This window comes from Gallibacterium genomosp. 1 (assembly GCF_001678575.1).
In the GTDB taxonomy this organism is placed as follows: domain Bacteria; phylum Pseudomonadota; class Gammaproteobacteria; order Enterobacterales; family Pasteurellaceae; genus Gallibacterium.
The window spans coordinates 1-24,764 of record NZ_JTJP01000046.1 but is presented as its reverse complement, the minus strand read 5'-3'; the positions used below and the strand labels follow the sequence as shown (position 1 = coordinate 24,764).

Annotated in this window: 30 protein-coding genes; 14 read left to right on the top strand and 16 right to left on the bottom strand. The window is 37.6% G+C overall.

The genetic code is table 11. The features are described from left to right. Window positions 1-12: 12 nt before the first annotated feature. From QV04_RS08690 to QV04_RS08680, 3 genes are all read left to right on the top strand, one after another. Window positions 13-1,557, top strand: coding sequence for a phosphoethanolamine transferase (locus tag QV04_RS08690; protein WP_065230476.1), 1,545 nt, complete (start codon window positions 13-15; stop codon window positions 1,555-1,557). 83 nt (window positions 1,558-1,640) lie between these two features. Next, on the top strand, window positions 1,641-2,303 hold the full coding sequence (locus tag QV04_RS08685; RefSeq protein WP_039136346.1) for a response regulator transcription factor: 663 nt from the start codon (window positions 1,641-1,643) through the stop codon (window positions 2,301-2,303). Continuing rightward, complete coding sequence (locus QV04_RS08680; protein ID WP_065230477.1) at window positions 2,285-3,655, top strand: sensor histidine kinase; 1,371 nt, start codon at window positions 2,285-2,287, stop codon at window positions 3,653-3,655. The genes QV04_RS08685 and QV04_RS08680 overlap by 19 nt, the downstream gene beginning before the upstream one ends. 61 nt (window positions 3,656-3,716) lie before the next feature. Here QV04_RS08680 and pfkA read toward each other — a convergent pair whose 3' ends face one another. The 5 genes from pfkA to ung form a co-directional block, all read right to left on the bottom strand. Continuing rightward, on the bottom strand, window positions 3,717-4,682 hold the full coding sequence (gene pfkA, locus QV04_RS08675) for a 6-phosphofructokinase (protein ID WP_039092036.1): 966 nt from the start codon (window positions 4,680-4,682) through the stop codon (window positions 3,717-3,719). A gap of 129 nt (window positions 4,683-4,811) precedes the next feature. Further along, window positions 4,812-5,711 carry a cation diffusion facilitator family transporter gene (locus QV04_RS08670; RefSeq protein ID WP_065230478.1) on the bottom strand — a complete coding sequence of 300 codons (900 nt, stop codon included), beginning with the start codon at window positions 5,709-5,711 and terminating at the stop codon, window positions 4,812-4,814. Then, window positions 5,701-6,270 (bottom strand): hypothetical protein, encoded by a 570-nt coding sequence (locus QV04_RS08665; protein WP_231924133.1) that lies wholly within the window; start codon window positions 6,268-6,270, stop codon window positions 5,701-5,703. The genes QV04_RS08670 and QV04_RS08665 overlap by 11 nt, the downstream gene beginning before the upstream one ends. After that, on the bottom strand, window positions 6,260-7,039 hold the full coding sequence (gene yaaA / locus QV04_RS08660; protein WP_065230480.1) for a peroxide stress protein YaaA: 780 nt from the start codon (window positions 7,037-7,039) through the stop codon (window positions 6,260-6,262). Before yaaA ends, QV04_RS08665 begins: the two co-directional genes overlap by 11 nt. Window positions 7,040-7,053: 14 nt before the next feature. After that, window positions 7,054-7,722 (bottom strand): uracil-DNA glycosylase, encoded by a 669-nt coding sequence (ung, locus tag QV04_RS08655; RefSeq protein ID WP_065230481.1) that lies wholly within the window; start codon window positions 7,720-7,722, stop codon window positions 7,054-7,056. A gap of 298 nt (window positions 7,723-8,020) precedes the next feature. On the opposite strand from ung, the gene grcA reads away from it, so the two are divergent. Then, window positions 8,021-8,404, top strand: coding sequence for an autonomous glycyl radical cofactor GrcA (grcA, locus tag QV04_RS08650; RefSeq protein WP_039136361.1), 384 nt, complete (start codon window positions 8,021-8,023; stop codon window positions 8,402-8,404). A 53-nt stretch (window positions 8,405-8,457) separates the two neighbouring features. Here the strand turns inward: grcA and QV04_RS08645 are convergent, their stop codons facing one another. Both QV04_RS08645 and QV04_RS08640 read right to left on the bottom strand, forming a co-directional pair. Further along, window positions 8,458-8,910: an NfeD family protein gene (locus tag QV04_RS08645; protein ID WP_052119434.1), complete on the bottom strand. Its 453-nt coding sequence runs from the start codon at window positions 8,908-8,910 to the stop codon at window positions 8,458-8,460. Next, complete coding sequence (locus QV04_RS08640; RefSeq protein WP_018346390.1) at window positions 8,907-9,863, bottom strand: SPFH domain-containing protein; 957 nt, start codon at window positions 9,861-9,863, stop codon at window positions 8,907-8,909. The genes QV04_RS08645 and QV04_RS08640 overlap by 4 nt, the downstream gene beginning before the upstream one ends. 187 nt (window positions 9,864-10,050) lie before the next feature. Between QV04_RS08640 and moeA the strand changes: the two genes are divergently transcribed. Then, entirely contained in the window at window positions 10,051-11,280 is a 1,230-nt protein-coding gene (gene moeA / locus QV04_RS08635; protein ID WP_065230482.1) for a molybdopterin molybdotransferase MoeA, read from the top strand. An 8-nt stretch (window positions 11,281-11,288) separates the two neighbouring features. Further along, window positions 11,289-12,017 (top strand): molybdopterin-synthase adenylyltransferase MoeB, encoded by a 729-nt coding sequence (gene moeB, locus QV04_RS08630; protein WP_065230483.1) that lies wholly within the window; start codon window positions 11,289-11,291, stop codon window positions 12,015-12,017. 36 nt (window positions 12,018-12,053) lie between these two features. On the opposite strand, the gene QV04_RS08625 is transcribed toward moeB, so the two are convergent. The 5 genes from QV04_RS08625 to arsC form a co-directional block, all read right to left on the bottom strand. Continuing rightward, window positions 12,054-12,347, bottom strand: a complete 294-nt coding sequence (locus tag QV04_RS08625; protein ID WP_065230484.1) for a heavy-metal-associated domain-containing protein — start codon at window positions 12,345-12,347, stop codon at window positions 12,054-12,056. Between the two features lie 2 nt (window positions 12,348-12,349). Beyond that, window positions 12,350-12,712: a mercuric transporter MerT family protein gene (locus QV04_RS08620; RefSeq protein ID WP_013746833.1), complete on the bottom strand. Its 363-nt coding sequence runs from the start codon at window positions 12,710-12,712 to the stop codon at window positions 12,350-12,352. Continuing rightward, window positions 12,684-13,790, bottom strand: a complete 1,107-nt coding sequence (locus QV04_RS08615; RefSeq protein ID WP_039096746.1) for a transglutaminase domain-containing protein — start codon at window positions 13,788-13,790, stop codon at window positions 12,684-12,686. Before QV04_RS08615 ends, QV04_RS08620 begins: the two co-directional genes overlap by 29 nt. Before the next feature lie 172 nt (window positions 13,791-13,962). Then, complete coding sequence (locus tag QV04_RS08610; protein WP_230587007.1) at window positions 13,963-14,148, bottom strand: alternative ribosome-rescue factor A; 186 nt, start codon at window positions 14,146-14,148, stop codon at window positions 13,963-13,965. A 75-nt stretch (window positions 14,149-14,223) separates the two neighbouring features. Next, window positions 14,224-14,586 (bottom strand): arsenate reductase (glutaredoxin), encoded by a 363-nt coding sequence (gene arsC, locus QV04_RS08605; RefSeq protein ID WP_065230485.1) that lies wholly within the window; start codon window positions 14,584-14,586, stop codon window positions 14,224-14,226. A gap of 281 nt (window positions 14,587-14,867) precedes the next feature. On the opposite strand from arsC, the gene rplM reads away from it, so the two are divergent. Together rplM and rpsI are read left to right on the top strand one after the other, a co-directional pair. Beyond that, window positions 14,868-15,296, top strand: a complete 429-nt coding sequence (gene rplM, locus QV04_RS08600) for a 50S ribosomal protein L13 (RefSeq protein ID WP_026211022.1) — start codon at window positions 14,868-14,870, stop codon at window positions 15,294-15,296. A 16-nt stretch (window positions 15,297-15,312) separates the two neighbouring features. Beyond that, window positions 15,313-15,702, top strand: coding sequence for a 30S ribosomal protein S9 (gene rpsI, locus QV04_RS08595; protein ID WP_013746828.1), 390 nt, complete (start codon window positions 15,313-15,315; stop codon window positions 15,700-15,702). A gap of 269 nt (window positions 15,703-15,971) precedes the next feature. Here rpsI and QV04_RS08590 read toward each other — a convergent pair whose 3' ends face one another. Next, complete coding sequence (locus QV04_RS08590) at window positions 15,972-16,322, bottom strand: DUF496 family protein (RefSeq protein WP_065230486.1); 351 nt, start codon at window positions 16,320-16,322, stop codon at window positions 15,972-15,974. Window positions 16,323-16,534: 212 nt separating this feature from the next. Here QV04_RS08590 and serC point away from each other — a divergent pair, with 212 nt between their 5' ends. The 6 genes from serC (at window position 16,535) to QV04_RS11670 (ending at window position 22,428) form a co-directional block, all read left to right on the top strand. Then, window positions 16,535-17,620 carry a 3-phosphoserine/phosphohydroxythreonine transaminase gene (gene serC, locus QV04_RS08585; RefSeq protein ID WP_065230487.1) on the top strand — a complete coding sequence of 362 codons (1,086 nt, stop codon included), beginning with the start codon at window positions 16,535-16,537 and terminating at the stop codon, window positions 17,618-17,620. Between the two features lie 18 nt (window positions 17,621-17,638). Next, window positions 17,639-18,736 carry a histidinol-phosphate transaminase gene (gene hisC, locus QV04_RS08580; protein ID WP_065230488.1) on the top strand — a complete coding sequence of 366 codons (1,098 nt, stop codon included), beginning with the start codon at window positions 17,639-17,641 and terminating at the stop codon, window positions 18,734-18,736. Window positions 18,737-18,764: 28 nt separating this feature from the next. After that, complete coding sequence (gene aroA / locus QV04_RS08575) at window positions 18,765-20,063, top strand: 3-phosphoshikimate 1-carboxyvinyltransferase (RefSeq protein WP_065230489.1); 1,299 nt, start codon at window positions 18,765-18,767, stop codon at window positions 20,061-20,063. Between the two features lie 199 nt (window positions 20,064-20,262). Beyond that, complete coding sequence (gene hemA / locus QV04_RS08570; RefSeq protein ID WP_039083545.1) at window positions 20,263-21,585, top strand: glutamyl-tRNA reductase; 1,323 nt, start codon at window positions 20,263-20,265, stop codon at window positions 21,583-21,585. Then, the gene (locus tag QV04_RS08565) at window positions 21,585-21,998 is read left to right on the top strand and encodes a VOC family protein (RefSeq protein ID WP_039174207.1); all 414 of its coding nucleotides are present in this window, start codon (window positions 21,585-21,587) and stop codon (window positions 21,996-21,998) included. Before hemA ends, QV04_RS08565 begins: the two co-directional genes overlap by 1 nt. Window positions 21,999-22,242: 244 nt before the next feature. Continuing rightward, window positions 22,243-22,428, top strand: coding sequence for a hypothetical protein (locus QV04_RS11670; protein ID WP_156539670.1), 186 nt, complete (start codon window positions 22,243-22,245; stop codon window positions 22,426-22,428). On the opposite strand, the gene pal is transcribed toward QV04_RS11670, so the two are convergent. The 3 genes from pal to tolA all read right to left on the bottom strand — a co-directional run. Continuing rightward, window positions 22,425-22,877: a peptidoglycan-associated lipoprotein Pal gene (gene pal, locus QV04_RS08555; protein WP_013746819.1), complete on the bottom strand. Its 453-nt coding sequence runs from the start codon at window positions 22,875-22,877 to the stop codon at window positions 22,425-22,427. The genes QV04_RS11670 and pal overlap by 4 nt on opposite strands. 10 nt (window positions 22,878-22,887) lie before the next feature. Continuing rightward, on the bottom strand, window positions 22,888-24,159 hold the full coding sequence (gene tolB / locus QV04_RS08550) for a Tol-Pal system beta propeller repeat protein TolB (RefSeq protein WP_039174213.1): 1,272 nt from the start codon (window positions 24,157-24,159) through the stop codon (window positions 22,888-22,890). 52 nt (window positions 24,160-24,211) lie between these two features. Further along, on the bottom strand, window positions 24,212-24,764 hold a 553-nt coding region (gene tolA, locus QV04_RS08545), incomplete at its 5' end, for a cell envelope integrity protein TolA (protein ID WP_065233394.1).

Sequence of the window (24,764 nt, the reverse complement as noted above, 5' to 3'; positions counted from 1 at the left end):
AGGAAATACACGATGAAAAAACTGACTAATGCATTCGCAAAACTCCAACCAAAACAATTTTTTGCAGCCATTATTGCCTTAGCTTCTCTCTATTTTTCATCACTGTTTATGCTCAACGGTAGCGGTAAACAGATTGAAATTCAGGATGTTTTGCTGCTTTCCGCACTCATTCTTATTTTTAACGCTTCCCGTAAAGCATTTTATTTCGTTATTCTTCCTATTGCCATTGCTTATACATTATATGCGCCAGTAGGAATGATGTTCGGAGCGCCGAATTATCAATATTTAGCTTCTGTTTTAGCGACGAATCTAGCCGAAGGTAGCGAATTTTTACAACAAATTCCGTTACAATATTATTTAATGGCAATCGCTATTGTGCCGTTACTGCTTTTATTCCGCTATTTAAGCCAACGTTTCCAACTAAAATTCTATAAAAATAAAACGTTGCTCTGTTTCATTCTCTTTTTCGCCTTAGTTAATCAATCCCCGTTTTCCTTTTTTCATCAATTTTTCGCTGCTGCAACTCAAGTTAAAGACGAACTGGTTCGTTTAAACCAATTTCAACTGGAAAGTCGTTGGGGAGCTTCTCAGTTTAACGGAGAATATAAAAATTATGTGTTGGTCATCGGTGAAAGTGTGCGTCGTGATTATATGCACGCTTATGGTTATCCTATTGAAAATACCCCCTTTATGGAAAACGTCAACGGTATTATCGTTGATGGTTTAGAATCAGCCGGAAGCAACACTATCGCCTCTTTACGCCTTATGCTAACAAAACCTGATAAACAAAATTGGGCGCCTGATTATTCATTAAATTTAATTGATTTAATTAAATCTGCTGGCATAAAAACTTACTGGCTATCCAATCAAGGTTTTTTGGGTCAATTTGATACACCGATCACCGCCATTGCCGATTTAAATGATGAACATTACTTTATCGCTAAAAATGATTCTATTAGTAATGACTCCAGTGATTTTCAATTGATTGCGCCATTAAAAAATATTCTTGCACAACCTAGCAATCAAACAAAATTTATTGTAGTTCATCTTTATGGATCACACCCTAAAGCGTGTGATCGTATTAAGGATTATCAAAATATTTCTCCAGTAAAAGATAAGAAATATCAATATCTTAGCTGTTATGTTTCATCTATTAGAAAAACCGATCAAGTACTACAACAAATCTATCAAGCATTACAAAAACAATATCAGCTACACCAACAGTCATTTTCAATGATCTACTTTGCTGATCACGGATTGGCACATAAAACTATTGATAACGAAGTACTATTTTTCAACAATGCTGGCAGTCCGTTACATCACGATGTTCCACTATTTATGACCTCTTCTGACAGCCAACAGCATCAAAAATGCACTAGTTTCAAATCTGGCTTGAATTTCACTGAAGCAATTGCAAATTGGATGAATATTCAAAATCAACAGATTTCAACACAATTTAATCTGTTCGACTGTAAAAGTGACAACGATGATTATGGATTAAAAGAACGTCTACCTAAAACTAAGCGTGATCCAGCAATAGACATTAGAAACAAATAAAAAGTCATTGATCAATCTACATAAATTACGTTTCTATTTTATGATAGAATTTCACTCATTTATTTTTAGATCAACTTTATAATATGAGAATTCTACTGGTTGAAGATGATCCAATGATCGCAAATGTATTATCCGATAACTTGAAAGACGCAAGTTACGCAGTCGATTGGGTGGAAAATGGAGAACTGGCATTAAGTGCAGTAAAATCACAGCCTTATGATTTAGTTTTATTAGATTTAGGGCTACCTAAAAAAGATGGATTGGAAGTTTTAGCACAGTTACGCCAACAACAGTTTGGTTTTCCGATTATTATTCTTACCGCACGAGATGATCTACCAAGCCGTTTACAAGGTTTGGATGGTGGAGCCGATGATTACATCATTAAACCGTTTGATATGGCTGAGCTTTTGGCTCGCATTCGTGTTGCGCTGCGTAAACAGAGCGGTCATCATACTGCAGAGATTCGATACGGCAATCTTTTATTGAATTTAAAAACTTATCAAGTGCAAAACCTCACTACTCAAGAAACGCAGCAGCTCACAAATAAAGAATTTGCTATTTTGCAAACATTATTACAACATCCAGGCGTTATCTATTCGCGTAGCGATCTTGAAGATAAGATTTATGGTTGGGGCGAAGAAGTTGAAAGTAACGCTATTGATTTTTTGATTCACGCACTGCGTAAAAAATTGGGAAAAGAAGCAATTAAAAATATTCGAGGTGTCGGTTGGACTATTCCAAAATAACTAAAAGATTATTACGCTGGCGTTATTCCATTCAAGCAAAATTAACCTTAACACTTGTAATCGTTACTTTTTTCACCGCCACCGTTACGGCAGTTTCTACTGCTTATAATGCGTTTTATGCCGCTTATCAGTTACAGGATGACTTATTAATTCAGACAGCACGTTTTACTTCACTTCGTAACAATTTTTCCGAACAAATGCCTTTACCATTAAACGATGATGACAACCAAATTTATGTACAAAGCATTTTTACTTCACCTAATAATAAATATTTCATTCCATTTCTCTATCAAATGAGAGAAGGATTTCATACCGTCAAAATTCATAAAAAAGAATTTCGTGTTTTCGTACGACAAATAAAAACACAAAATAGGATGCAAAAAATTGCAGTAATGCAAGAAACCGAATTCAGAACAAAAAAAGCGATTGATGCCACTTGGCAAACTATTTTGCCATTCTTAATTTTTATGCCAATTGTCATTCTACTATCAATTCTAGTGATTAATTTCACCTTTATTCCACTGCGTAAACTTTCAGTGGCGATTCAACAACGGCAAAAAAATGATCTCAGCATTATTCCTTTAGCAAAAACACCGTATGAAGTGCATAACTTTATTACAGCCATTAACCATTTATTGAAACAAGTAGATAAGTCGGTAAAAGAACAACAACAGTTTATTGCCAATGCCGCCCACGAATTACGTTCTCCAATGACGGTTCTCTCTTTACAGGCAGAACGTTTAGCAACTCACGCTGTTCCGATAGAAACTAAACAGCAAATTGAACAGCTTATTCAAGCAATTCAGCGTAATCGCCATTTATTGGATCAACTGCTATCTTTTGCTCGTAGTCAGGCACATCAAACTCAACAACCAGATATTAAACCAATTTCGGCAAAAGCTACCTTTAAACAGGTTATTGAAACCTTGCTACCATTGGCAGAACAAAAGCAGATTGATATTGGCGTGATCAGTGAACAGGATGCTGAAATTTGTATCGGTGAAACGGATCTCTTCACCATTATTAAAATTCTACTCGAAAATGCTATTGTTTATGCTCCGGAAGAAAGTTTTGTTGATTTATCAGTTGAACAACTACAAGACGATAAAGTGAAAATCATTGTAGAAGATAATGGCAACGGGATTGTAGAAGAGGAGCGAGAAAAGGTTTTAAAACCATTTTACCGCATTTTAGGAACTCAACAGCAAGGTACCGGATTGGGGTTAGCAATTGCATCAACTTTAGTACAGTATTATGGTGGCACGATTAAACTTAAAGCAGCACAACAATACACACACGGTCTGCGTGTAGAAATTATCTTGCCAATCCATCAAAAACTTCTAAATAGTTAGACGGCATAGAACAAAAAACGCATATTGTTGTCAATATGCGTTTTTCTTGAATGCTGGTAACTTAATAAAGTTTTCTTGATGTATTGAACCAATCTTCTTTAAAACTACGCTTCATATTTTGAATAGCATCAATAATATCATGATGAACGAGTTGTTCATTTTGGATACCGACACAACGACCTTTTTCACCTTGCAATAATAATTCAACCGCATAAACTCCCATTCTGGAAGCCAAAATACGGTCAAAGGCACAAGGCGCCCCACCACGTTGAATATGTCCCAATACTGTCGCACGAGTTTCGTGATGGACACGTTCTTCGATCTCTTTCGCTAACTCGTTAACGTCACACATATGTTCAGTAATCGCAATAATGGCGTGGCGTTTACCCTTTTCAATACCATATTCTACTTTACGAATTAATGCTTCACGTTCAAAAGGGCGTTCCGGAATCACGATAAATTCGCAACCTCCGGCAATCGCTGCTGCCAAAGTTAAATCACCACAATGACGTCCCATAATTTCCACGATAGAGATACGTTGGTGAGAGCTTGAAGTATCACGTAAACGGTCAATCGCATCCAATGCAGTTTCTAATGCTGTTTGATAACCGATAGTATAATCAGTACCGGCGACATCATTATCAATTGTGCCAGGCAAGCCGATACAAGGAAAATCGTGTTCCTCAGTTAATAATTTTGCTCCCATATAGGAACCATCACCACCTATAACAACAAGAGCATCAATACCGTGAAAACGCAAATTTTCAACACATTTTGCACGTACTGAAGGATCTTTAAATTCTGGGAAACGTGCTGAACCCAAGAATGTACCGCCACGATTAATCACATCAGAAACACTAAAACGTTCCAATTTTTTAATTTTATTAAAATATAATCCTTGGTATCCGTCATAAACCCCATAAACTTCCAATCCTTCGTATAGAGTCGCACGAACTACGCCACGAATTGCGGCATTCATTCCAGGCGCATCGCCACCACTTGTTAATACGGCAATTTTCTTAATCATATGTTGTCCTCATTAGGAAATATTTTATCGAAAAAAATAAATCAAAAACCGCGCTAAGATTACACCATTCAACAAGCTCGCTCTAGCAAAATTTTCGATTAGTGCGGTAATTTTTGATCTAATTCGTCATTATGTTGTCGTTTGAGCTATTTCTTGTTTTACCACTGTGGTTGGCTCTTGATGAATCATTATGTCGGAATTTGGGAAAGCCTGTCGCAATTCCTGTTCCAATTCTTCGGTAATAGCGTGAGCCATCATCAAAGGGAGATTATCCTCCAACTCTAAATGCAACTGAATAAAACGCACTGCCCCAGCACGGCGTGTTTTTATATCGTGAACTCCAAGTACTTTCGGATTTCGTTTCGCAATTTTTTTAATCTCTGAGATCTCCTCTTCCGGCAAAGCCACATCCAATAACATTTGCACTGATTCCGATACCATTTTTAATGCATTAATTAAAATATAAACAGCGATAATTAAGGCACAAATCGCATCTGCCATTACAAAACCGTAATAACTGATCACCAACGCAATCAAAATACCTAAATTCATAAATAAATCAGTCTGATAGTGCAAACTGTCCGCCTTAATCGCCGGGCTATCCGTGCGTTTTATCGTATATTTTTGAAAGCTCACCAAAATGGCTGTCATTATTACTGAAACAATGGTAACGGCGATCCCCCAAATATTATGATCAGTAATTTCAGGCGAATGAAGACGTTGAATGCCTTGCAAAAATAGAAAGACGACCGATCCGCAAATAAACATCCCCTGCGCCAATGACGCCAGTGATTCTGCTTTACCGTGACCGAATGAGTGATTATCATCCGCCGGCATTAATGCAAAGCGAAGAATCAACATATTCGTAAAAGAAGCTAACAGATCCAAAAGTGAATCCGTAATTGCCGCTAAAATACTGACTGAACCGGTTTTCCACCAAGCAATAGCTTTAATTGATACCAAAAAAAAGGCAGTAAAAATCGCTAAACACGCTGCTCTTTTTACATAAATCGAATATCTATCTTTCATCACAACTCCAAGGGAATGCAAACTTTGCTAATTTTTGCACCATTGGTTCCGCCACTTGTTGTTGCAAATTTTTCAAAATAGCCGTTTGGCTACTCTTAATTGGGGCAAACTGTTGCGTATATTGAAATTGAACAAAACCACATTTCGCCAAATTTTCACCTTTTGCGACATCCACTTGATAGTCAATAAACTGCTCATCTGGCGGATAAACCACATAGCTATATAATTTTCCTTGTTCTAATTTATTGTTATAAACATCAACACCTGTGTTACGGAACATTCTTTCGCGTAATTGAATACGTTGCTGATATTTCGCATCCGTTTTCACAAAATTCTGTTGTAAATCTTGAAAAATTTCTAAATGTTTCTGTTGATCTTTATTTATTAATTCATAGGTATATTTCACCACTGAACCAAGATCATCAGTTTTACTCAATTGATAGTACTGTTGTTCAAACTCAATTTTATTCGGTACAGTCACTTTCTGTTGCATCATCGGTTGACTAACACAGCCAGATAAAAGCAATAAACCCAACCAATAGCTCCGTTTAATCATCATTTAACTCCCGTTTAAAGATTAATTCCGTTGTTGTAGATAGATTTTCATCAAACCAATATCCGCCTAAATCAAATGTTTTTAACTGTTCAATTTCGGTTAATCGTTGTTGTAACAGATAGCGACTCATTAATCCTCTAGCTTTCTTAGCATAAAAACTAATCACTTTATAAGTTCCGTTTTTACGATCCATAAAAATAGGCTTTATAATTGTTGCCTGTAACCGCTGTGTATTGACCACTTTAAAATATTCATCAGATGCCAAATTCACTAATATATTATCACCTTGCTGATCCAATGCTTGCTGTAACTGATCGGTGATCACATTTCCCCAAAAATGATACAGATCATTTCCTCTTTCATTTTTCAACTTTGTTCCCATTTCTAAACGATAAGGTTGCATTAAATCCAACGGCTTTAATAATCCATACAATCCTGACAACATTCTTAAATGTGATTGTGCAAACTGAATATCCTCTGCTGATAATGTTTCCGCCTCTAATCCAGTATAAACATCACCTTTGAAAGCATAAATTGCTGCTTTACTATTTTCCGTATGATGTTGTAGCACCCACTCAGCAAAACGAGCAGCATTTAATCCTGCCAATTTATCGCTAATTTTCATTAATGAAGCAATTTCTGCCGGTGTTAATCGGCGACAAATTTCAATTAATTGCTGACTATATTGTGTTAAATCTGGTTGTGTATAACTTGAAATCAGACTCGGTGTTGAAAAATCCAATGTTTTTGCAGGTGAAATAATAGCTAACATATTTTTCCTTTTAATTATAAATTGGGTAATGACCAATCAATCGGTGTTTTACCCTGTTGTATTAAATACTGGTTGGTACTTGAAAAGTGGTGACAACCTAAGAAACCTCGATGAGCAGAAAGTGGCGATGGATGTGGAGCCGTCAAAACGCAATGTTTTTGTCGATCAATAAATTGCCCTTTTTTCTGAGCGTGACTCCCCCATAATAAAAAAACCAATCCTTGCGTATGCTGGTTTAAAGTAGCAATAACGTGATCTGTGAACGTTTCCCAACCAAAATTAGCGTGTGAATGTGCCTTTCCCTGTTCCACGGTTAATACGGTATTTAATAACAACACGCCTTGTTGTGCCCAAGTAACCAAATACCCGTGGTTTGGAATGTGGAATCCAGTAATATCTTGCGATAACTCTTTATAAATATTCTGCAATGAAGGCGGTATCTGCACATTTGGACGTACTGAAAAAGCTAAACCGTGAGCTTGATTAGGACCGTGATAAGGATCTTGCCCTAAAATCACCACTTTTACCTGATCAAACTCAGTGTAACGAAATGCATTAAATACATCTTTTTTTGGTGGATAAATTATTTTCCCTGAATCTCTTTGTTGCTGAACCTGTTGCAAAATATGTTGGAAATAAGGTTGCGCTTTTTCGCTGCCTATCATATCTTTCCACGTTCTCATCTCGTTATCCTTTTTATCACTTATCGCATTTGAAAAGGCAATTATAAAAATCTTATAACAAAATCGCCAATAAAAAATACATCACAAATTGTTACAACTTCATTATTAAAAGGTAAAAACAAATATTTAATACAGACTTCAAGTTAAACAATTGTTGATTAAAATCAAATTTAAAATCAGACAAAAACTTTTTATTAATCAATAAAATGATTTATTGCAATTTAATTTGAAAATATAAAATATTTTGATAAAATTCACTCAATTCATTAATTTTAAACCTAGGCTTTTGGAGGCTATTATGATTAAAGGTATTCAAATTACACAAGCTGCAAATGACAATTTAATTAACTCTTTCTGGTTATTAGATAATGAGAAAGGTGAAGCACGCTGTCTATGTGCAAAAGGCGATTACGTTGAAGACCAAATCGTTGCAATCAATGATTTAGGAAAAATTGAATATCGTGAATTGCCAGTTGATGTTGCGCCAACTGTAAAAGTAGAAGGTGGTCAACATTTAAACGTTAACGTTTTACGTCGCGAAACTTTGGAAGATGCAGTAAAACATCCAGAAAAATATCCACAATTAACTATTCGTGTTTCTGGTTATGCTGTGCGTTTTAATTCATTAACTCCGGAACAACAACGCGATGTAATTACCCGTACTTTCACTGAAAGTTTATAATTTTTTTCCTCTTTAAAAATTTAACGGCGATATTTCTATCGCCGTTTTTTTACTTAATTTTTTATTACTTTCACAACCAAAGTAATCCCCTTTATTGATACTACTTCTACAACATCACCTTGATGTAATTGATTACCTTCAACACGCCAACTACCGTCACCAAACTTGGCACGAGCAATATGATCTGTAAAAACTTCGGTAATTACACCTTGTTGCCCCAACATTGCCAAACCTCGTTGATTCAACATTTCGGCAGCAATATCCTGCTGATTACGTTTACTCTGAATTTTCCACCAACACAAACTAGCAAGCACTGCTATCGCCGCAAACAATATTCCCCCAATCACTAATGAAAGCAGAAAAAAATAACTCAATATTGCCAACACTAATGCCGCGATTCCCCACCATAAAAAGAAAATTCCAGGGACAACAATTTCCAAAATTAAAAGCACAAACCCGAGTACCAACCAATGAATTGCTCCCCATTGCGCTAACCATTCCATCATTTTTGTGTTCCCGATTGTTTTAACAATTCATTGATACCAGCAATTGATCCCATTAAATTGCTCGCTTCCAACGGCATCAATACCACTTTGCTATTCTCCGCTTGTCCAATTTGTTGTAAAGCTTCAGTATACTTTTGAGCAACAAAATAATTAACCGCTTGAATATTACCAGCTGCAATAGCCTCAGACACCATTTGTGTTGCTTTTGCCTCTGCTTCCGCTTCACGTTCACGTGCTTCGGCACGTAAAAAAGCTTCCTGCCGTTCTCCCTCTGCTTGCAAAATTCTGGACTGTTTTTCTGCTTCAGATTGCAAGATCTGTGCCTGTTTTTCACCTTCCGCACGAAGAATTGCAGCTTGACGCACTCCTTCAGCTTCAAGAATTTCAGCTCGCTTATTACGCTCCGCTTTCATTTGCGCATTCATTGAATTAATCAACTCTTTTGGTGGACGAACATCCCTAATTTCAATTCTTGTTACTTTCACACCCCACGGATTGGTTGCTTCATCTACAATTGCCAATAATCGACTATTTATTGCATCACGCTGCGATAACATTTCATCCAACTCCATTGATCCCAGCACAGTACGAATATTAGTCAAAGTTAAATTAATTATTGCCTGTTCCAAATGATTAACTTCATAAGCAGCATTACGAGCATCAATCACCTGCACAAAACAGACTGCATCAATCGATACATTTGCATTATCTTTGGAAATTACCTCTTGTGATGGAATGTCCAACACCTGTTCCATCATATTAATTTTACGACCAATACGATCAATAAACGGAACAATAATATTCAATCCCGGCGTTAATGTTCTGGTATAACGTCCGAATCGTTCAATAGTCCAATGATACCCTTGTGGCACGGTCTTTACCGCTGAAACCAAAACAACAATCACTAAAATAATGAAAAAAATTGTTCCAATTGGAATACTCTCTAAATACATAACACCTCCTAAATCAAATTGAAGCTACATCATCCCACAACAATAAACGATTGCAATAGAGAAATGGAATCTATTTACAAATTTATAATTTACCACAAATTATACCCATAAAGGCTTATCAACTTAACCTAAACAAACAAACTAAGTTACGCTACAATGCACTATCACTATTTATAAGGATAAATTTATGGCTGAATTATTAACCTTTGAACAAGCATTAGACTCACTTTTACAACAACTTCCAGCTCCAAATAAAACACACTGTGAAACTATTTCTCTTGATCAGGCAGATCAACGTATTTGTGCCGAAGCCGTTATTTCACCAATCAATGTGCCGGCTTTCGATAATTCTGCAATGGACGGTTACGCCGTTAGAATAGCTGATTTGGAAAAATCAATGACACTAACGGTTGCCGGTAAAGCTTTTGCGGGACAACCTTTTAATGGAGAATGGGTGGAAGGCAGCACAGTAAGAATTATGACTGGTGCAATGATCCCTGAAGGAACCGATGCGGTGATAATGCAAGAAAAAGCTATCGTCAATGCTGACGGTAGCGTTACTTTCCTACAACTTCCTAAATTGGGTGAGAATATTCGCCGTATTGGTGATGATGTCAAACAGGGTGAAGAGGTTCTATCTCAAGGTGCAAAATTAACATCAGTATCCTTGCCACTACTCGCTTCATTAGGTATTGAAAAGATAAAGGTTTTTCCCCGAATCAAAGTGGCTATTATTTCCACTGGTGATGAATTAGTTCCAGTCGGTCAACCATTACAAGACGGGCAAATTTATGATACCAACCGTTTTGCAGTTAAATTAATGTTGCAACGTTTAAATTGTGAAATACTGGATTTCGGTATTTTACCTGACAATGAACAGCAATTTGAGCAAGCATTCCGTGATGCTCAGCATCAGGCTGATCTGATCATTACCAGCGGTGGCGTTTCTGTTGGAGAAGCAGATTTCACCAAAAATGTGCTTGAACGTTTAGGCAATATTAATTTTTGGAAATTAGCCATTAAACCGGGTAAACCTTTTGCTTTCGGCAAATTAGAAAATGCTTGGTTCTTTGGATTACCTGGCAATCCAGTTTCAGCGTTTGTCACCTTTTATCAATTAGTGCAACCGGCAATTGCCAAATTAAGTGGGTTTAGCCAATGGAAGGCACCACAAAAATTACCAGCAATTGCAGCACAACCATTGAAAAAAAGTATAGGTCGCTTAGACTTTCAACGCGGTTTCTATCACATCAATGAACAGGGACAACTTGAAGTTTCTCCCGTCCGTTTCCAAGGTTCACATATGTTCAGTTCTTTTGTCCAAAGCAATTGTTTTATTGTGTTGGAGCAGGAGCGAGGCAATGTAGCTACAGGAGAATCAGTAATGATAGAGCCTTTTAATTTTTTAATTAATTAATAGATAAAATGAAAATTGAATTAACCAATTACGAAATGTTGCGTTATAACCGGCAAATTGTGATGAAAGCAATTGATTTAGACGGTCAGGAAACATTAAAAGCAGGTAAAATGCTGATTGTCGGGCTGGGTGGTTTGGGTTGTGCTGCCGCACAATATCTTGCTGCTGCTGGTGTCGGCGAGTTAACATTGTTGGATTTTGATAAGGTATCGTTATCTAATTTACAGCGTCAGATTTTGCATACCGATCAGCGTATTGATATACCGAAAGTTGAGTCAGCTAAAGTGGCACTTTCGCAAATTAATCCTCTTATCAAAATTAATACCATTAATCAGAAACTGACCTCGCAACAGTTGGAAAAATTAATTGCTACTGTTGATGTCGTATTAGATTGTACTGACAATGTCGAAAGTCGCAATCAGCTTGATCAGGTTTGTCAACAACTAAAAAAACCGCTTGTTTCCGGTGCAGCAATCAGAATGGAAGGGCAAATTACTGTTTTTACTTATCAACCCGACACACCGAACTATCGCAATTTAAGTCAATTATTCGGTGAGAATGTTTTAAGCTGTGTTGAAGCCGGCGTCTTATCACCGATTGTCGGCATTGTCGGCTCTATTCAGGCGTTAGAAGCAATTAAAGTGCTTCTAAACATTGGAGATATTTTATGTGGCAGATTATTGATGATTGATGGAATGTCAATGCAGTTTAGGGAATTAAAACTCCCTGTTTATTAAGCAAAAAATGGGCTGTTTGCCCATTTTTCTCAATAACTACAGCACTTTTGCGTGATATCGTAACTTCTCCATTGCTTTAATCAACTGCTCATTGCTGACTTTATCCGTTGTAATCACTTTCACCGTATGTGCATTCATATCTGCTTTAGTTTTCAAAACCCCATCAATTGATCGCAACTCTTTATTCACCAAATAGACACACAACTGACAATTCATCTCATCAACTTGCATGGTCAGTTCTCTTTGATTATTTGTTACCGACTGTTCGTCTGCATAACTGTAACCACATAACGAGATTAAAAATAACCATACTGCAAAAAATTTTTTCATCTTTAAGCCATCCTTTCTAAAATCCACGGTAAGACTGTCGGATAAGTGAGAAAAAATAAAATAATTACAAACACTAACCAATATAAAATCATTAGCCATTTACGTGATAAATATTTGGTACAGATAATTTTTTTAGAAAACATCAGTAACCAAAAACCGTAACCGAATGCTGCCAATGAAATAATCAGCATCGGAATACGCAAATAATCATATTGATTGAGTTCAATTAGCCACGTGGAAGAAACACCGAAAACTAAATAAATCAAGGGTGCAATGCAGCATAACGTTGAGGTCACTGCTGCAACCACAGCAGTGACACAACTTGCAAAGAAACGATTATTTAATTTCTTTTGAGATAAATTCATAACCGAACTCTTTAGCATCAAAAGAGTTAAGCGGATCTCCGCCTACTTCAGCATACGGATAACCAAAGTTATTAATTGGTTTCAATTCAGGTGCCGGATAGAGATCAAAATCACGCGCGTGATTAAAGCCGACCCAGTTTGCTTCCCAATTACCGAATAAATATTTCGCTACCGCTTGAGTATCCGCATCCTGCACTGATTTTTTCTCAGTTAGACGCATTTTCGCCACATCAGCAGAATCGACCGGCACCCAGCCGTAACCGGCTAAATAAAATTCTGCTCGGCAATGTTGACCGCTATTTTCATTCGCAACGCCGTCTTTAGCACTGCCAAAAGCTTTTTTAGAATATTTTGACATTTTCGGTGCATCGCCTAAACGAATACCGAAAATTTCTCGTGCCGGAATACCGGAAGCTCTAGCCAACGCAACAAATACTGAATTAATATCAGTACATTTACCTTTTAATACGCCTGTTGTTAGGATTTTTTCAACATCACCGTCACCACAGCCTAAAACAGAATTATCACGTTCCATATTGTTAACGATCCATTCGTGAATCAATTCTGCTTTTTTCAATGGATTTTTTTCATTGCCAACGATTTTATCGGCATATTCTTTAACAATACCATCAATTTTGATATGAGATGTTGCTTTTAAATAGGGTTGAACATCCACTGAATATTCAATCTTTTCCGGAACTTTATAATCTTTCAATGCACCGGTAACCATCGGTTCACGATCTTTAGTTTCGATCACCATTTTCACTTTAAGCAGACGTTTATCCGCTTTTTCATCCCAATTTGCAAACAATGTTTTTGCGCCGTATTGGTTATTTTCCGTCACATAGGCATTGCGATAATTGCCTTCAAATTCAACGGATTTTAAAGTCTGATAATCACTATCGAAAGGCAATGGAACCCACAAATTTGTTTCGCCTTGAGCACCTTTAGGCACAACAAGATCGTAACTATTAGTAAATTCATAGGTGTGAGTGGTTGTATTTGGATTAACTTGAGTAACAGGTGCTGCAAATGCCATTCCGGACATCAGCATAGAAGCTAAAAGAAGTTTTTTCATATTGTATAACCTTAAAATAAACATAACTTGTTATATTTCATTTGTCCGACAAAATGCCGGACGACTAAGAATACTCACATTATCGGTATAAGAAAAGCTTCTTTTTATAAAAATGGAAATTTTTTTAAGAAATAAGAGGGGAAGACAAAACAAAAATGCAGCGATAAAGACTTTAAAATAAAATGTTTATCGTTGCATTTTCATAATTGCGTTTAACGTGTTTCGCCTTACGTTGATAACTGCCTTTGCCTTTACGGTTACGCTCAACTCGAGCTCTGAACAGTTTATCCGTCACCAGTGCTTTCATTGCACTCTCTTGAATTTCACCTCGTTGGTGCTGATATTTCATATTCATCATATATCTCCATAATAAAATTATAAAAACGCCGCTGATTAAAGCGGCGGCTATTATGACAAAAAATTAACGAGTTGACTATAAAATTTCCAACACTTGTTCCGGTGGACGACCGATGCGCGCTTGATTACCATTTATGACAATCGGACGTTCCAACAAAGCGGAATGTTCCATAATTGCCTGTAATAATTGTTGCCGTTGCGCTTCCACATTTGGATCAAGCTGATCCAAACCTAATGATTTATACAGTTCATCTTTTGTACGCATCATTTTTCTCGGATCATCAATCGCTAATTTACGCATCAAATCTTCAAGCTCCTGCAATGAAAAATGATGCTGCAAATAAAGCTCTATTTCAGGCTTCACTTGCTTTTCTTCTAATAATTGCAATGTTGCTCTGCTTTTCGAACAACGTGGGTTATGCAAAATTTTAACACTCATCTATTTATTACTCCTTTCTTGTATGGCAAAGAGATGATTACTTTAACACGTCAGCTTTCATTATGCGGAAAATCCGAAAATAAACCATAAAAAATAAAATTTAAATAGTTTTTTAATTTTGCTTACTGTATAATCTTGCGACCCTGTTAATTACATTGGTTTTCCCGCCGTGTAATTTTTTTATGCTTAAAATCTACTCGAAGGGGTATGAGGACAAGCGAAAAGGTGTGTTCAAATTTTTGGGCACAGGGTGTTAAATTATTATTTTGGTAATGAAATTAATGAAAACTTTTGTAGCAAAACCAGAAACAGTAAAACGCGACTGGTATGTAGTTGATGCGACAGGTAAAACTTTAGGTCGTTTAGCTACAGAAATCGCACGTCGCTTGCGTGGTAAACACAAAGCTGAATATACTCCACACGTTGATACAGGTGATTACATCATCGTTATCAATGCAGAAAAAGTAGCCGTAACCGGTCGTAAAAAGACTGATAAACTTTACTACTGGCACACTGGCTATGTTGGTGGTATTAAACAAGCGACTTTTGCTGAAATGATTGCTCGTCGTCCTGAACGCGTGATTGAAATCGCAGTTAAAGGTATGTTACCTAAAGGTCCTTTAGGTCGCGATATGTACCGTAAATTAAAAGTGTATGCAGGTAGCGAACATAATCACGCTGCACAGCAACCACAAGTTTTAGATATTTAATCACGAGGTTTAGACTATGGCAGATCAAAACTACGGCACAGGCCGCCGCAAAAGCTCTTCAGCTCGTGTATTTTTAAGACCGGGCACAGGTAAAATTACTATCAATCAACGTGAAATTGATGTTTATTTTGGTCGTGAAACATCACGTATGATTGTTCGCCAACCATTAGAATTAGTTGATATGGCAGATAAATTCGATCTTTATATCACTGTTAAAGGTGGCGGTATTTCTGGTCAAGCAGGTGCAATTCGTCACGGTATTACTCGTGCGTTAATTGAATACGATGAAACATTACGCCCAGCATTACGTGCTGCAGGATTTGTAACCCGCGATGCTCGTCGTGTTGAACGTAAAAAAGTGGGTCTTCACAAAGCACGTCGTCGTCCACAATACTCAAAACGTTAATACGATTTTGTACAATTCAAGATCAAAAAAGGGCTGTTTTTTCAGCCCTTTTCTTTTGTCCTATCTGCCTATGACGCCCTTTCTTTTTACCTTTCCTATTTCTATAAGTTCTCTTCTTTTCTCTTAATTAACAATAATATTATTTTCACGTACGCTATTATCAGATAACAAATAAAAAACCCGTCTTATGTTCCGCATAACAAAGCGTTTTGATGAACCAAGACAGGTTTTTCTTTCGTATTTTCAGCCTATAGCTTCTATCTTACTACTTACTCTTTATCTTTATCTTTCTTCAGCATCTCTGCGTGTAAGCGACTCTGCTCTTTCATCGCTTTTTTGATTTCTTGGCGTTGTTTTGACGCTTCAGCATTACGAATCATATAGTCATCCACACGGGACTCATAATCATCACGCATATTGGCAATAATGGCACGGATATCCGCTACCGACATATCATCAGTGATATATTGATTTAAGTTATCAAGTAATAACACCCTTTTCTGGTTATCTCTAATTTTGCGATCATTATCGGCAATATCACGCAAAAGTTTATTCTTTTGACGATACATACGCACATACTCCAACACATCTTCAAAACATTTTTTGCTTACATTTTCCATAGTTGACTCTCTTATTGATACATAAAACATTTTGTGCCTACTGTAGCGGTTTTTTAGGGTATCGTCAAAAAGATGTGATGGTTTTCTTACTTGGATCAAATACGTCTGCTCAATAATTCATAAACCGGATAGAAAGCGATTGATAATTCACATTTCTAGTGTTAAAACTAAGCACATTTGTATGAATAAAATAAACAAGAAGGTGAATAAATATGACAGACGTATTTAATTTTAGTGCCGGTCCGGCAATGATGCCTAAGGAAGTTTTACAATGTGCCCAAGCAGAACTGCTTGACTGGGAATCTCTCGGCACTTCAGTAATGGAAGTTAGCCATCGTGGCGCTAATTTTATGGCATTGGCAAAACGTTCTATTGAAGACTTACGCAAACTATTCAATGTGCCTGATAATTATCAAATTCTGTTTGCTCAAGGTGGTGCCAGAGGGCAATTTGCGGCGATTCCAATGAATTTACTTTCTGAAAATGGCAAAGCGCTTTATTTAACCAGTGGTCACTGGTCAACAGCAGCAGCAAAAGAGGCAAAATTATTCGGCAATGTAGATGAAATCAATATTTTAACGGAAGAAAACGGTAAAACAGCTGTGACTGATCTTGATTTCAGCAATATCGCCGAACAATACGATTATGTGCATTACTGCCCGAATGAAACTATCAGTGGAGTGGAAATCTTTGATGTTCCTAACGTTGGCAATGCCACATTAATTGCGGATATGTCATCAAATATTCTTTCTCGCAAAGTTGATATCAGCAAATTCGGTATGATCTATGCCGGTGCGCAAAAAAATATGGGACCATCAGGGATCACATTAATCATTATTCGCGATGATCTTATCGGTAAAGCTCGTCGTAGTACACCTTCCGTTTGGAATTATCAAATTTTGCGCGATCACGATTCTATGTTTAATACACCACCAACATTTGCTTGGTATCTCTGTTCATTAGTATTTGAACATTTATTAGCAAATGGTGGAATTGAACAAATTGAGTTAAAAAACCGTGCCAAAGCAGAATTGCTCTATCGCTATATTGATCAAAGCAACTTTTATCAGAATAAAGTTGCGTCCAAAAATCGTTCATTAATGAATGTGACTTTCACCACCAATAATGATGAATTAAATGCAAAATTTGTCAGTGAATCCAATGCTGCCGGTTTAAGAGCATTAAAAGGTCATAAAGTGCTTGGCGGTATGCGTGCTTCCATTTATAACGCAATGCCGATTGCCGGCGTAGAAGCCTTAATTGCTTTTATGGAAAAATTTGCTAAAGAAAATCAATAATTAATCACAGGAAATCATATGAAATTCTTAGATGTTGCCAACACTGGCGTTAAACAGTTATCTCCTTATCAAGCAGGAAAACCAATAGAAGAATTGGAACGAGAATTAGGCATTCATAATATTATTAAATTGGCTTCCAACGAAAATCCTTTTGGTTTTTCTGATGTTGCCAAACAAGCCATTTTAAATGAGCTCAACCAACTTACACGTTATCCTGATTCCAACGGTTTTTACTTTAAACAAGCAGCAGCAAAAAAATTTGGTCTTGATCCGTCACAAATTACATTAGGTAACGGTTCAAACGATCTTATTGAATTAATCGCGCACACCTTTGTCAGTGAACAGGACGAGGTGATTTTCTCGCAATATGCCTTTATCGTTTATCCTTTAGTGACACAGGCACTTAACGCTAAAGCAGTCGTCATTCCGGCAAAAAACTGGGGGCACGATTTGCCTCAATTTTTAGCGCATATTACTGACAAAACTAAATTAATTTATATTGCTAACCCAAATAACCCGACAGGAACATTCCTTACAACGGCGGAAATTGATCAATTTTTAGCAAAAGTACCGGAACATATTATTGTGGTACTCGATGAAGCCTACACTGAATTCACCGATCCTGCCGAACGTGTTCCTTCGTTCGAATTACAGAAAAAATATGCCAATTTAGTGGTGTGTAGAACGCTTTCAAAAGCATACGGTTTAGCCGGTCTTCGTATCGGTTATGCTGTTTCTAACCCTGAAATTGCCGGCTTATTTAATCGTGTTCGTCAGCCGTTTAACTGCAACAGTCTTGCTCTAGCCGCAGCTACTGCCGTGATCAATGATGGTGATTTCGTCAATAAAGTGGCTGAAAATAATCGACAAGGAATGAAACTGCTCGAGGATTTCTTTGAAAAGCAAGGATTGGATTATATTCCATCCAAAGGTAACTTTATTACGGTTGATTTTAAACAACCTGCCTTGCCTATTTACGATGCGCTGCTACATAAAGGCATTATTGTGCGTTCTATTGCCGGTTACGGAATGCCTAATCACTTGCGTATCAGCATTGGTTTACCGGAAGAAAATCAAGCATTTATCGATGCATTAACTGAGATTTTAGCGAATTAATTGATAATTAAAAGGAACATTGCTGTTTATGAATTCCATTACATTGAATCCTATCGCTTATATTGACGGAGAAATTACACTACCCGGTTCGAAAAGTCTTTCCAACCGAGCATTATTATTAGCTGCCCTAGCAAAGGGAACAACAACAATCACTAATCTTTTGGATAGCGATGATGTCCGCCATATGTTGAATGCACTAAAAGCATTAGGTGTTCAATATCAATTATCCGAAGACAAAACTGTCTGTGAAATTCAAGGCAATGCCGGTGCTTTTGAATGGCAAAATGGATTGAGTTTATTTTTAGGAAATGCCGGCACAGCAATGCGTCCTTTAACCGCAGCACTCTGTTTAGCCGCTGATAACGCTAAGCCTAGTGAAATTGTCTTAACCGGCGAACCGAGAATGAAAGAGCGCCCAATTCAACATTTGGTTGATGCTTTGCGACAAATGGGTGCTGAAATAGACTATTTGGAGCAGGAAGGTTATCCGCCGCTTGCTATTCGCAATCACGGATTAAACGGTGGCAAAGTTGAAATCAATGGCGCTATTTCATCTCAATTTCTTACTGCGTTATTAATGGCGGCTCCACTAGCAAAACAGGATAGCGAAATTCATATTGTAGGCGATCTGGTATCCAAACCTTATATCGATATTACATTAAAAATGATGTCTGTTTTCGGGGTGCAAGTGCAACACCATAACTACCAGATATTTTTTGTGAAGGGTAACCAACAGTACCAATCACCATCCTCTTTTATGGTTGAAGGTGATGCCTCCTCTGCCTCCTACTTCTTGGCCGCGGCTGCAATAAAAGGCAAGGTCAAAGTCAATGGTATTGGTAAAAAGAGTATTCAAGGCGACATTCAATTTATTGATGTTCTTGAAAAAATGGGCGCAAAAGTACGTTGGCACGATCACTATGTTGAAATAGAAAAAAATGCATTGCACGGCATTGATTCGGATATGAATCATATTCCGGATGCAGCGATGACAATTGCCACCACTGCACTTTTCGCTGAAGGTGAAACCGTTATTCGTAACATTTATAACTGGCGTGTAAAAGAGACCGATCGTTTAACCGCAATGGCAACCGAACTTAGAAAAGTCGGTGCTGAAGTTGAAGAAGGAGAAGATTTCTTACGTATCCAACCGCTTGCCTTGGATCAATTTAAACACGCAGAAATTGCAACCTATAACGATCATCGAATGGCAATGTGTTTTGCCTTAATCGCACTTTCTAACACACCGGTCACGATTTTAGAACCGGAGTGTACGGCAAAAACATTCCCGACTTTTTTTGACGAATTCACAAAAATTGCTCATTAAAAAAAGAGGAGATATTGATCGTCTAATCAATATCTCTTCTCTTTCAAGATAATACCTATTAGGTATCTTTTGCTATCAAATCAAAAAAATTCCTGCTTTTATTTGCTAGTTGTTAGCAGATTATTTAAAATCTTTCTGTTTTATTTTTCGTTTTTTTAAATGTGGGAATAGCGGTGTTCCGCTAGTAAAAGAGTGATTTATGGCAATTTTGGTATTAGGTATTAACCATAAAACCGCAACCGTGGCTTTACGTGAAAAAGTTTCATTCGATGATGATAAACGTCAACTTGCATTACAACAGTTACAATCCGAATTAGCAGAGAGTGCCGTTATTGTATCCACCTGTAACCGCACTGAAATTTACTTGCACAACCGCCATATTTCGCCACAGGAAGATAACGAACAAAATCAACAATGGTTACGACAAATCAAAAGCTGGTTTGCCCAATTACACCGGATCACTGAAGAAGAATTACAGCGCTCTATTTACATCCAACAAAACCAACAATGTGTCACACATTTAATGCGCGTTGCCTGTGGTTTGGACTCACTAATCCTTGGCGAGCCGCAAATTTTAGGGCAGGTGAAACAGGCCTTTCAATTCAGCGAGAATTTTTATCAGCAGCAACATTCTGCCATTTCTACCGAACTTTCGCGCCTATTCCAAAAAACTTTTTCTACCGCAAAACGAGTGAGAACTGAAACCGAAATCGGCGGTAGCGCCGTTTCTGTTGCTTATGCGGCTTGTAGTTTAGCGCGACAAATTTTTGATTCTTTTAAACGTTTACGCATTTTATTAGTGGGTGCCGGTGAAACTATCGAATTGGTCAGTCGTCATCTGTTTCAGCACGGCGCAAAACACATTATGATTGCTAACCGTACCATTGCTAACGCAGAAGCATTGGCAGCACGTGTTGGCGGGCAAATGGATATTTTATCGCTGGATCAACTCCAACAAGGGCTAAATCTTGCTGATATTGTGATTACTTCTACCGGCAGCCCAAATATCCTCATTACACACGAAATGGTCAAAGTGGCACAGAAACAACGACGATTTGATCCAATGTTGATTGTTGATATTGCTGTTCCTCGTGACGTTGAAGATAAAGTAAGTGAGCTTGAATCTGTCTATCATTATAGCGTTGACGATCTGCAAAATATTATTCAGCACAATATGCAACAACGGGAACAAGCTTCCGTTGAAGCGGAAAATATTATTCAGGAAGAGTGCGCTGATTTCTTTGTTTGGCTAAAACTTCATCAATCTTCAAGTCTGATAAAAAATTATCGTCAACAGGCAGAGCAAATTCGTTTGGAGCTGCTTGAAAAAGCATTAACTTCATTACAACAAGGCACTGATAGCGAAAAAGTAATGCAAGAATTAAGCTATAAATTAATGAATCGTTTATTACACACACCAACCCAAGTGATGCAGCAATTAGTTAAAGCCGGCGAAACAAAGAGTTTACAGCTGTTTTCCAAATCACTTGGACTCAGTGACAATGAACAGCAGGAGGAGTAATGTCGCCATTAATAGGTTTCCACCATATCGCCTTAATTGTTTCCAATTATGAAGTTTCCAAACATTTTTATATCAATATTCTTGGTGCTGAAGTGATTGCAGAAACTTATCGCCAAGCAAGACAGAGTTATAAATTGGATTTGCGTTTTCGCGATGGCAGTCAAATTGAGTTATTCTCTTTTCCAATAACACCACCAAGGCCGACAACGCCTGAAGCTTGTGGGTTACGTCATCTTGCTTTTAAAGTGGACGATCTTCAACAAGCCATTGAATATTTGAATCAACACAATGTTGAATGTGAACCGGTACGCATTGATGAACTCACCGGTAAGCAATTCACTTTTTTTAAAGATCCTGACGGTTTACCGCTGGAGCTTTATCAGTGGGAAAACCACTCAAATCACCACTGGTAATGACATCAAAACCGTATTGGCGTGAAATAATCTTGAAACCATAAGCTTACTTAAAGATATCCAAGCTAAAGAGATTTTCAACGCTGCACACGACCGCATTGAGCGTGAAGTGGGTAAACAAACCAACCTGACGATGAACAATGAAAAAATCCTCCTGAATTTTGGCAAAAACACTATTTTGATAAATAAAGAAGGGATTTAGTTAGATGGTGTACATATTGGGATGCAGGAGAAGGAGTTGCAAGTGCCTGAGAATACGAGGGAATTAAAACCACGCTATCGAATCCAGTTTCATCTATTAGATGATGAAGGAAAACCTTACCAAAATACGCCATTTACCATCAAACTTGTAGTGGTACACTACAAATTCCAAACAAAAAGAAAGCCCCAAAAGGGGCTTTCCAAAAGAATTGCTAATAGACGTGATTAGTAAGCTAATACTGCACGACGATCTTTAGCATAATCTGCTTCGGTATGACCTAAAACAGCTGGTTTTTCTTCACCGTAAGAGATTGTTGATAATTGACCACCTTGAACGCCTTTACCTTCTAAGTAGCTTTTAACTGCATCAGCACGACGTTGACCTAACGCGATGTTATATTCTGGAGTACCACGTGGGTCAGTATGACCTTCAACTTGTACTTTTGAAGAAGTATCTGTTAAGTATTGTGCATGAGCATCTAATAATTGAGCATATTCTGGTTGGATATCATATTTATCAAAACCAAAATATACAGTGTTGTAGCGTTGTTGTAATTCTTGCGCAGTCATATTACCGTAAAGTTTACCTTGTTGATCAGCTGCTTTATCAGAGCTGCTACAAGCTGCTAACGCTAATACTGGTGCTGCAACCATTAACACTTTAGCTAATTTTTTCATTTTATTCTCCTTAATTTTGAGTTAAATATGGCGACCAAGCAGGGAATTTAATTTGTCCCCCTGAACCAGGCAACCTTGCTTTGAAACGTCCGTCTGAGGACACTAATTGTAGCACTTTGCTTACACCTTGGGTAGAACTATAAATAACCATAGTTCCATTAGGTGCAAAGCTTGGGCTTTCATCTAGGAAGGTAGAAGTTAATGCAATAATACTTCCACTTTCTAAATCTTTTTTCACTAATTTATTACCATTGACCATGACAATTTCTTTACCATCTGGAGACATTTCACCACTATAGCTATTTCCCGGAGGACTAACTAATGATGCACCACCACCATTAGCCCCCATCATATAAACAGCCGGCGCACCACCTCTATCAGAAGTAAAGATAATGGAAGAACCGTCACTAGACCAGCTTGGTTCTGTATTATTACCGCTACCACTAGTTAATTTTACAGGTGAACCACCACCAACACCCATTACATAAATATTCAACACACCATCCTCATTTGAAGCAAATGCTATACGAGAGCCATCCGGTGAGAATGATGGTGCGCCGTTATGACCTGGTAATGATGCAATAATTTTACGGGATTTACTAGCAAGATCTTGCAAAACTAATAAAGATTTTTTATTTTCAAATACGCTATATGCTAATTTTTTACCATCTGCAGACCAAGCCGGCGACATAATAGGTTGCGAACTATGGAATACATTAAAAGCATTATAACCGTCATAGTCAGATACTTGTAAATCGTAAGAACCGGAATTATTTTGGATAACATAAGCAATGCGCGTTCTAAATGCTCCTCTAATACCGGTTAATTTTTCAAACACCTGATCACTGACAGTATGTGCTCCCCAACGAATCCATTGATTGGTTACGGTATAAGAATTCTGAGATAGAACAGCACCAGGTGTACCTGAAGCTCCAACAGTATCAACAAGCTGGTATGAAATATTATAACCACCACCTGCAGGTGTTACCTGTCCAACAACAATAGCATCAATACCTAATGCTGACCAAGCTTCAACATTGACTTCACCAGCAGAAGTTGGCTGCTGAGGCATTCTGTCCACCGGGATAGGATTGAATTTACCGCTAAAGCGTAAGTCTGAAGAGATAATATCTGCAATATCAGCAGGTGCTGAACCGGGACCATTCCATTTAAAAGGAACAACCGCAATTGGGCGTGCACTATCAACCCCTTCATCAATAACAATTCTGACTTCAGCAAATAGCTGTGTCGACTGCGTTAGCAAGCATACCACTGCAAACATCCAACTATATACAAATTTTTTAATCATAAGGCCACTCTTCCTCAAGTATTACCTATCTCAATTTAAAATCAATTACCGGCTTTTGATATTTTCTATACACGGCATCTGATGGTGGCGCCGGCACTTTCTTCGTTAAGGCTACCGCTCTCAATGCTGATGTACAGATATCATCTGAACCAGAAACTTTGTGATAATTTAAAATTGTTCCATCTCTCGCCAATTCAATTTGTACCGTACAAACTTTATTGGCAAAACTTGAATCTTTCAACCAACGGCGTTGAATTTCACGCTTAATAATTGCTGTATATTGATCTCCAACAACATCTCCTTCACCAGCACCATTACCACCGCTAGAGCCTTCTGCTCCTTTACGGTTACTGTTACTTCCTTGACGACTACTACCACCGCCAATATCACCATTATTAAGGAAATCATCCAATGCATTCTGTTGAGCTAAACGTTGTGCTTTTGCTTCCGCATCTGCCTTAGCCTTTGCAGCGGCTTTTGCTTCTGCAACAGCTTTCGCTTTAGCCTCAGCAGCTGCTTTGGCTTTTGCTGCTTGTTCCGCTTTTGCTTTAGCTTCAGCTGCTGCTTTTTCAGCTTTT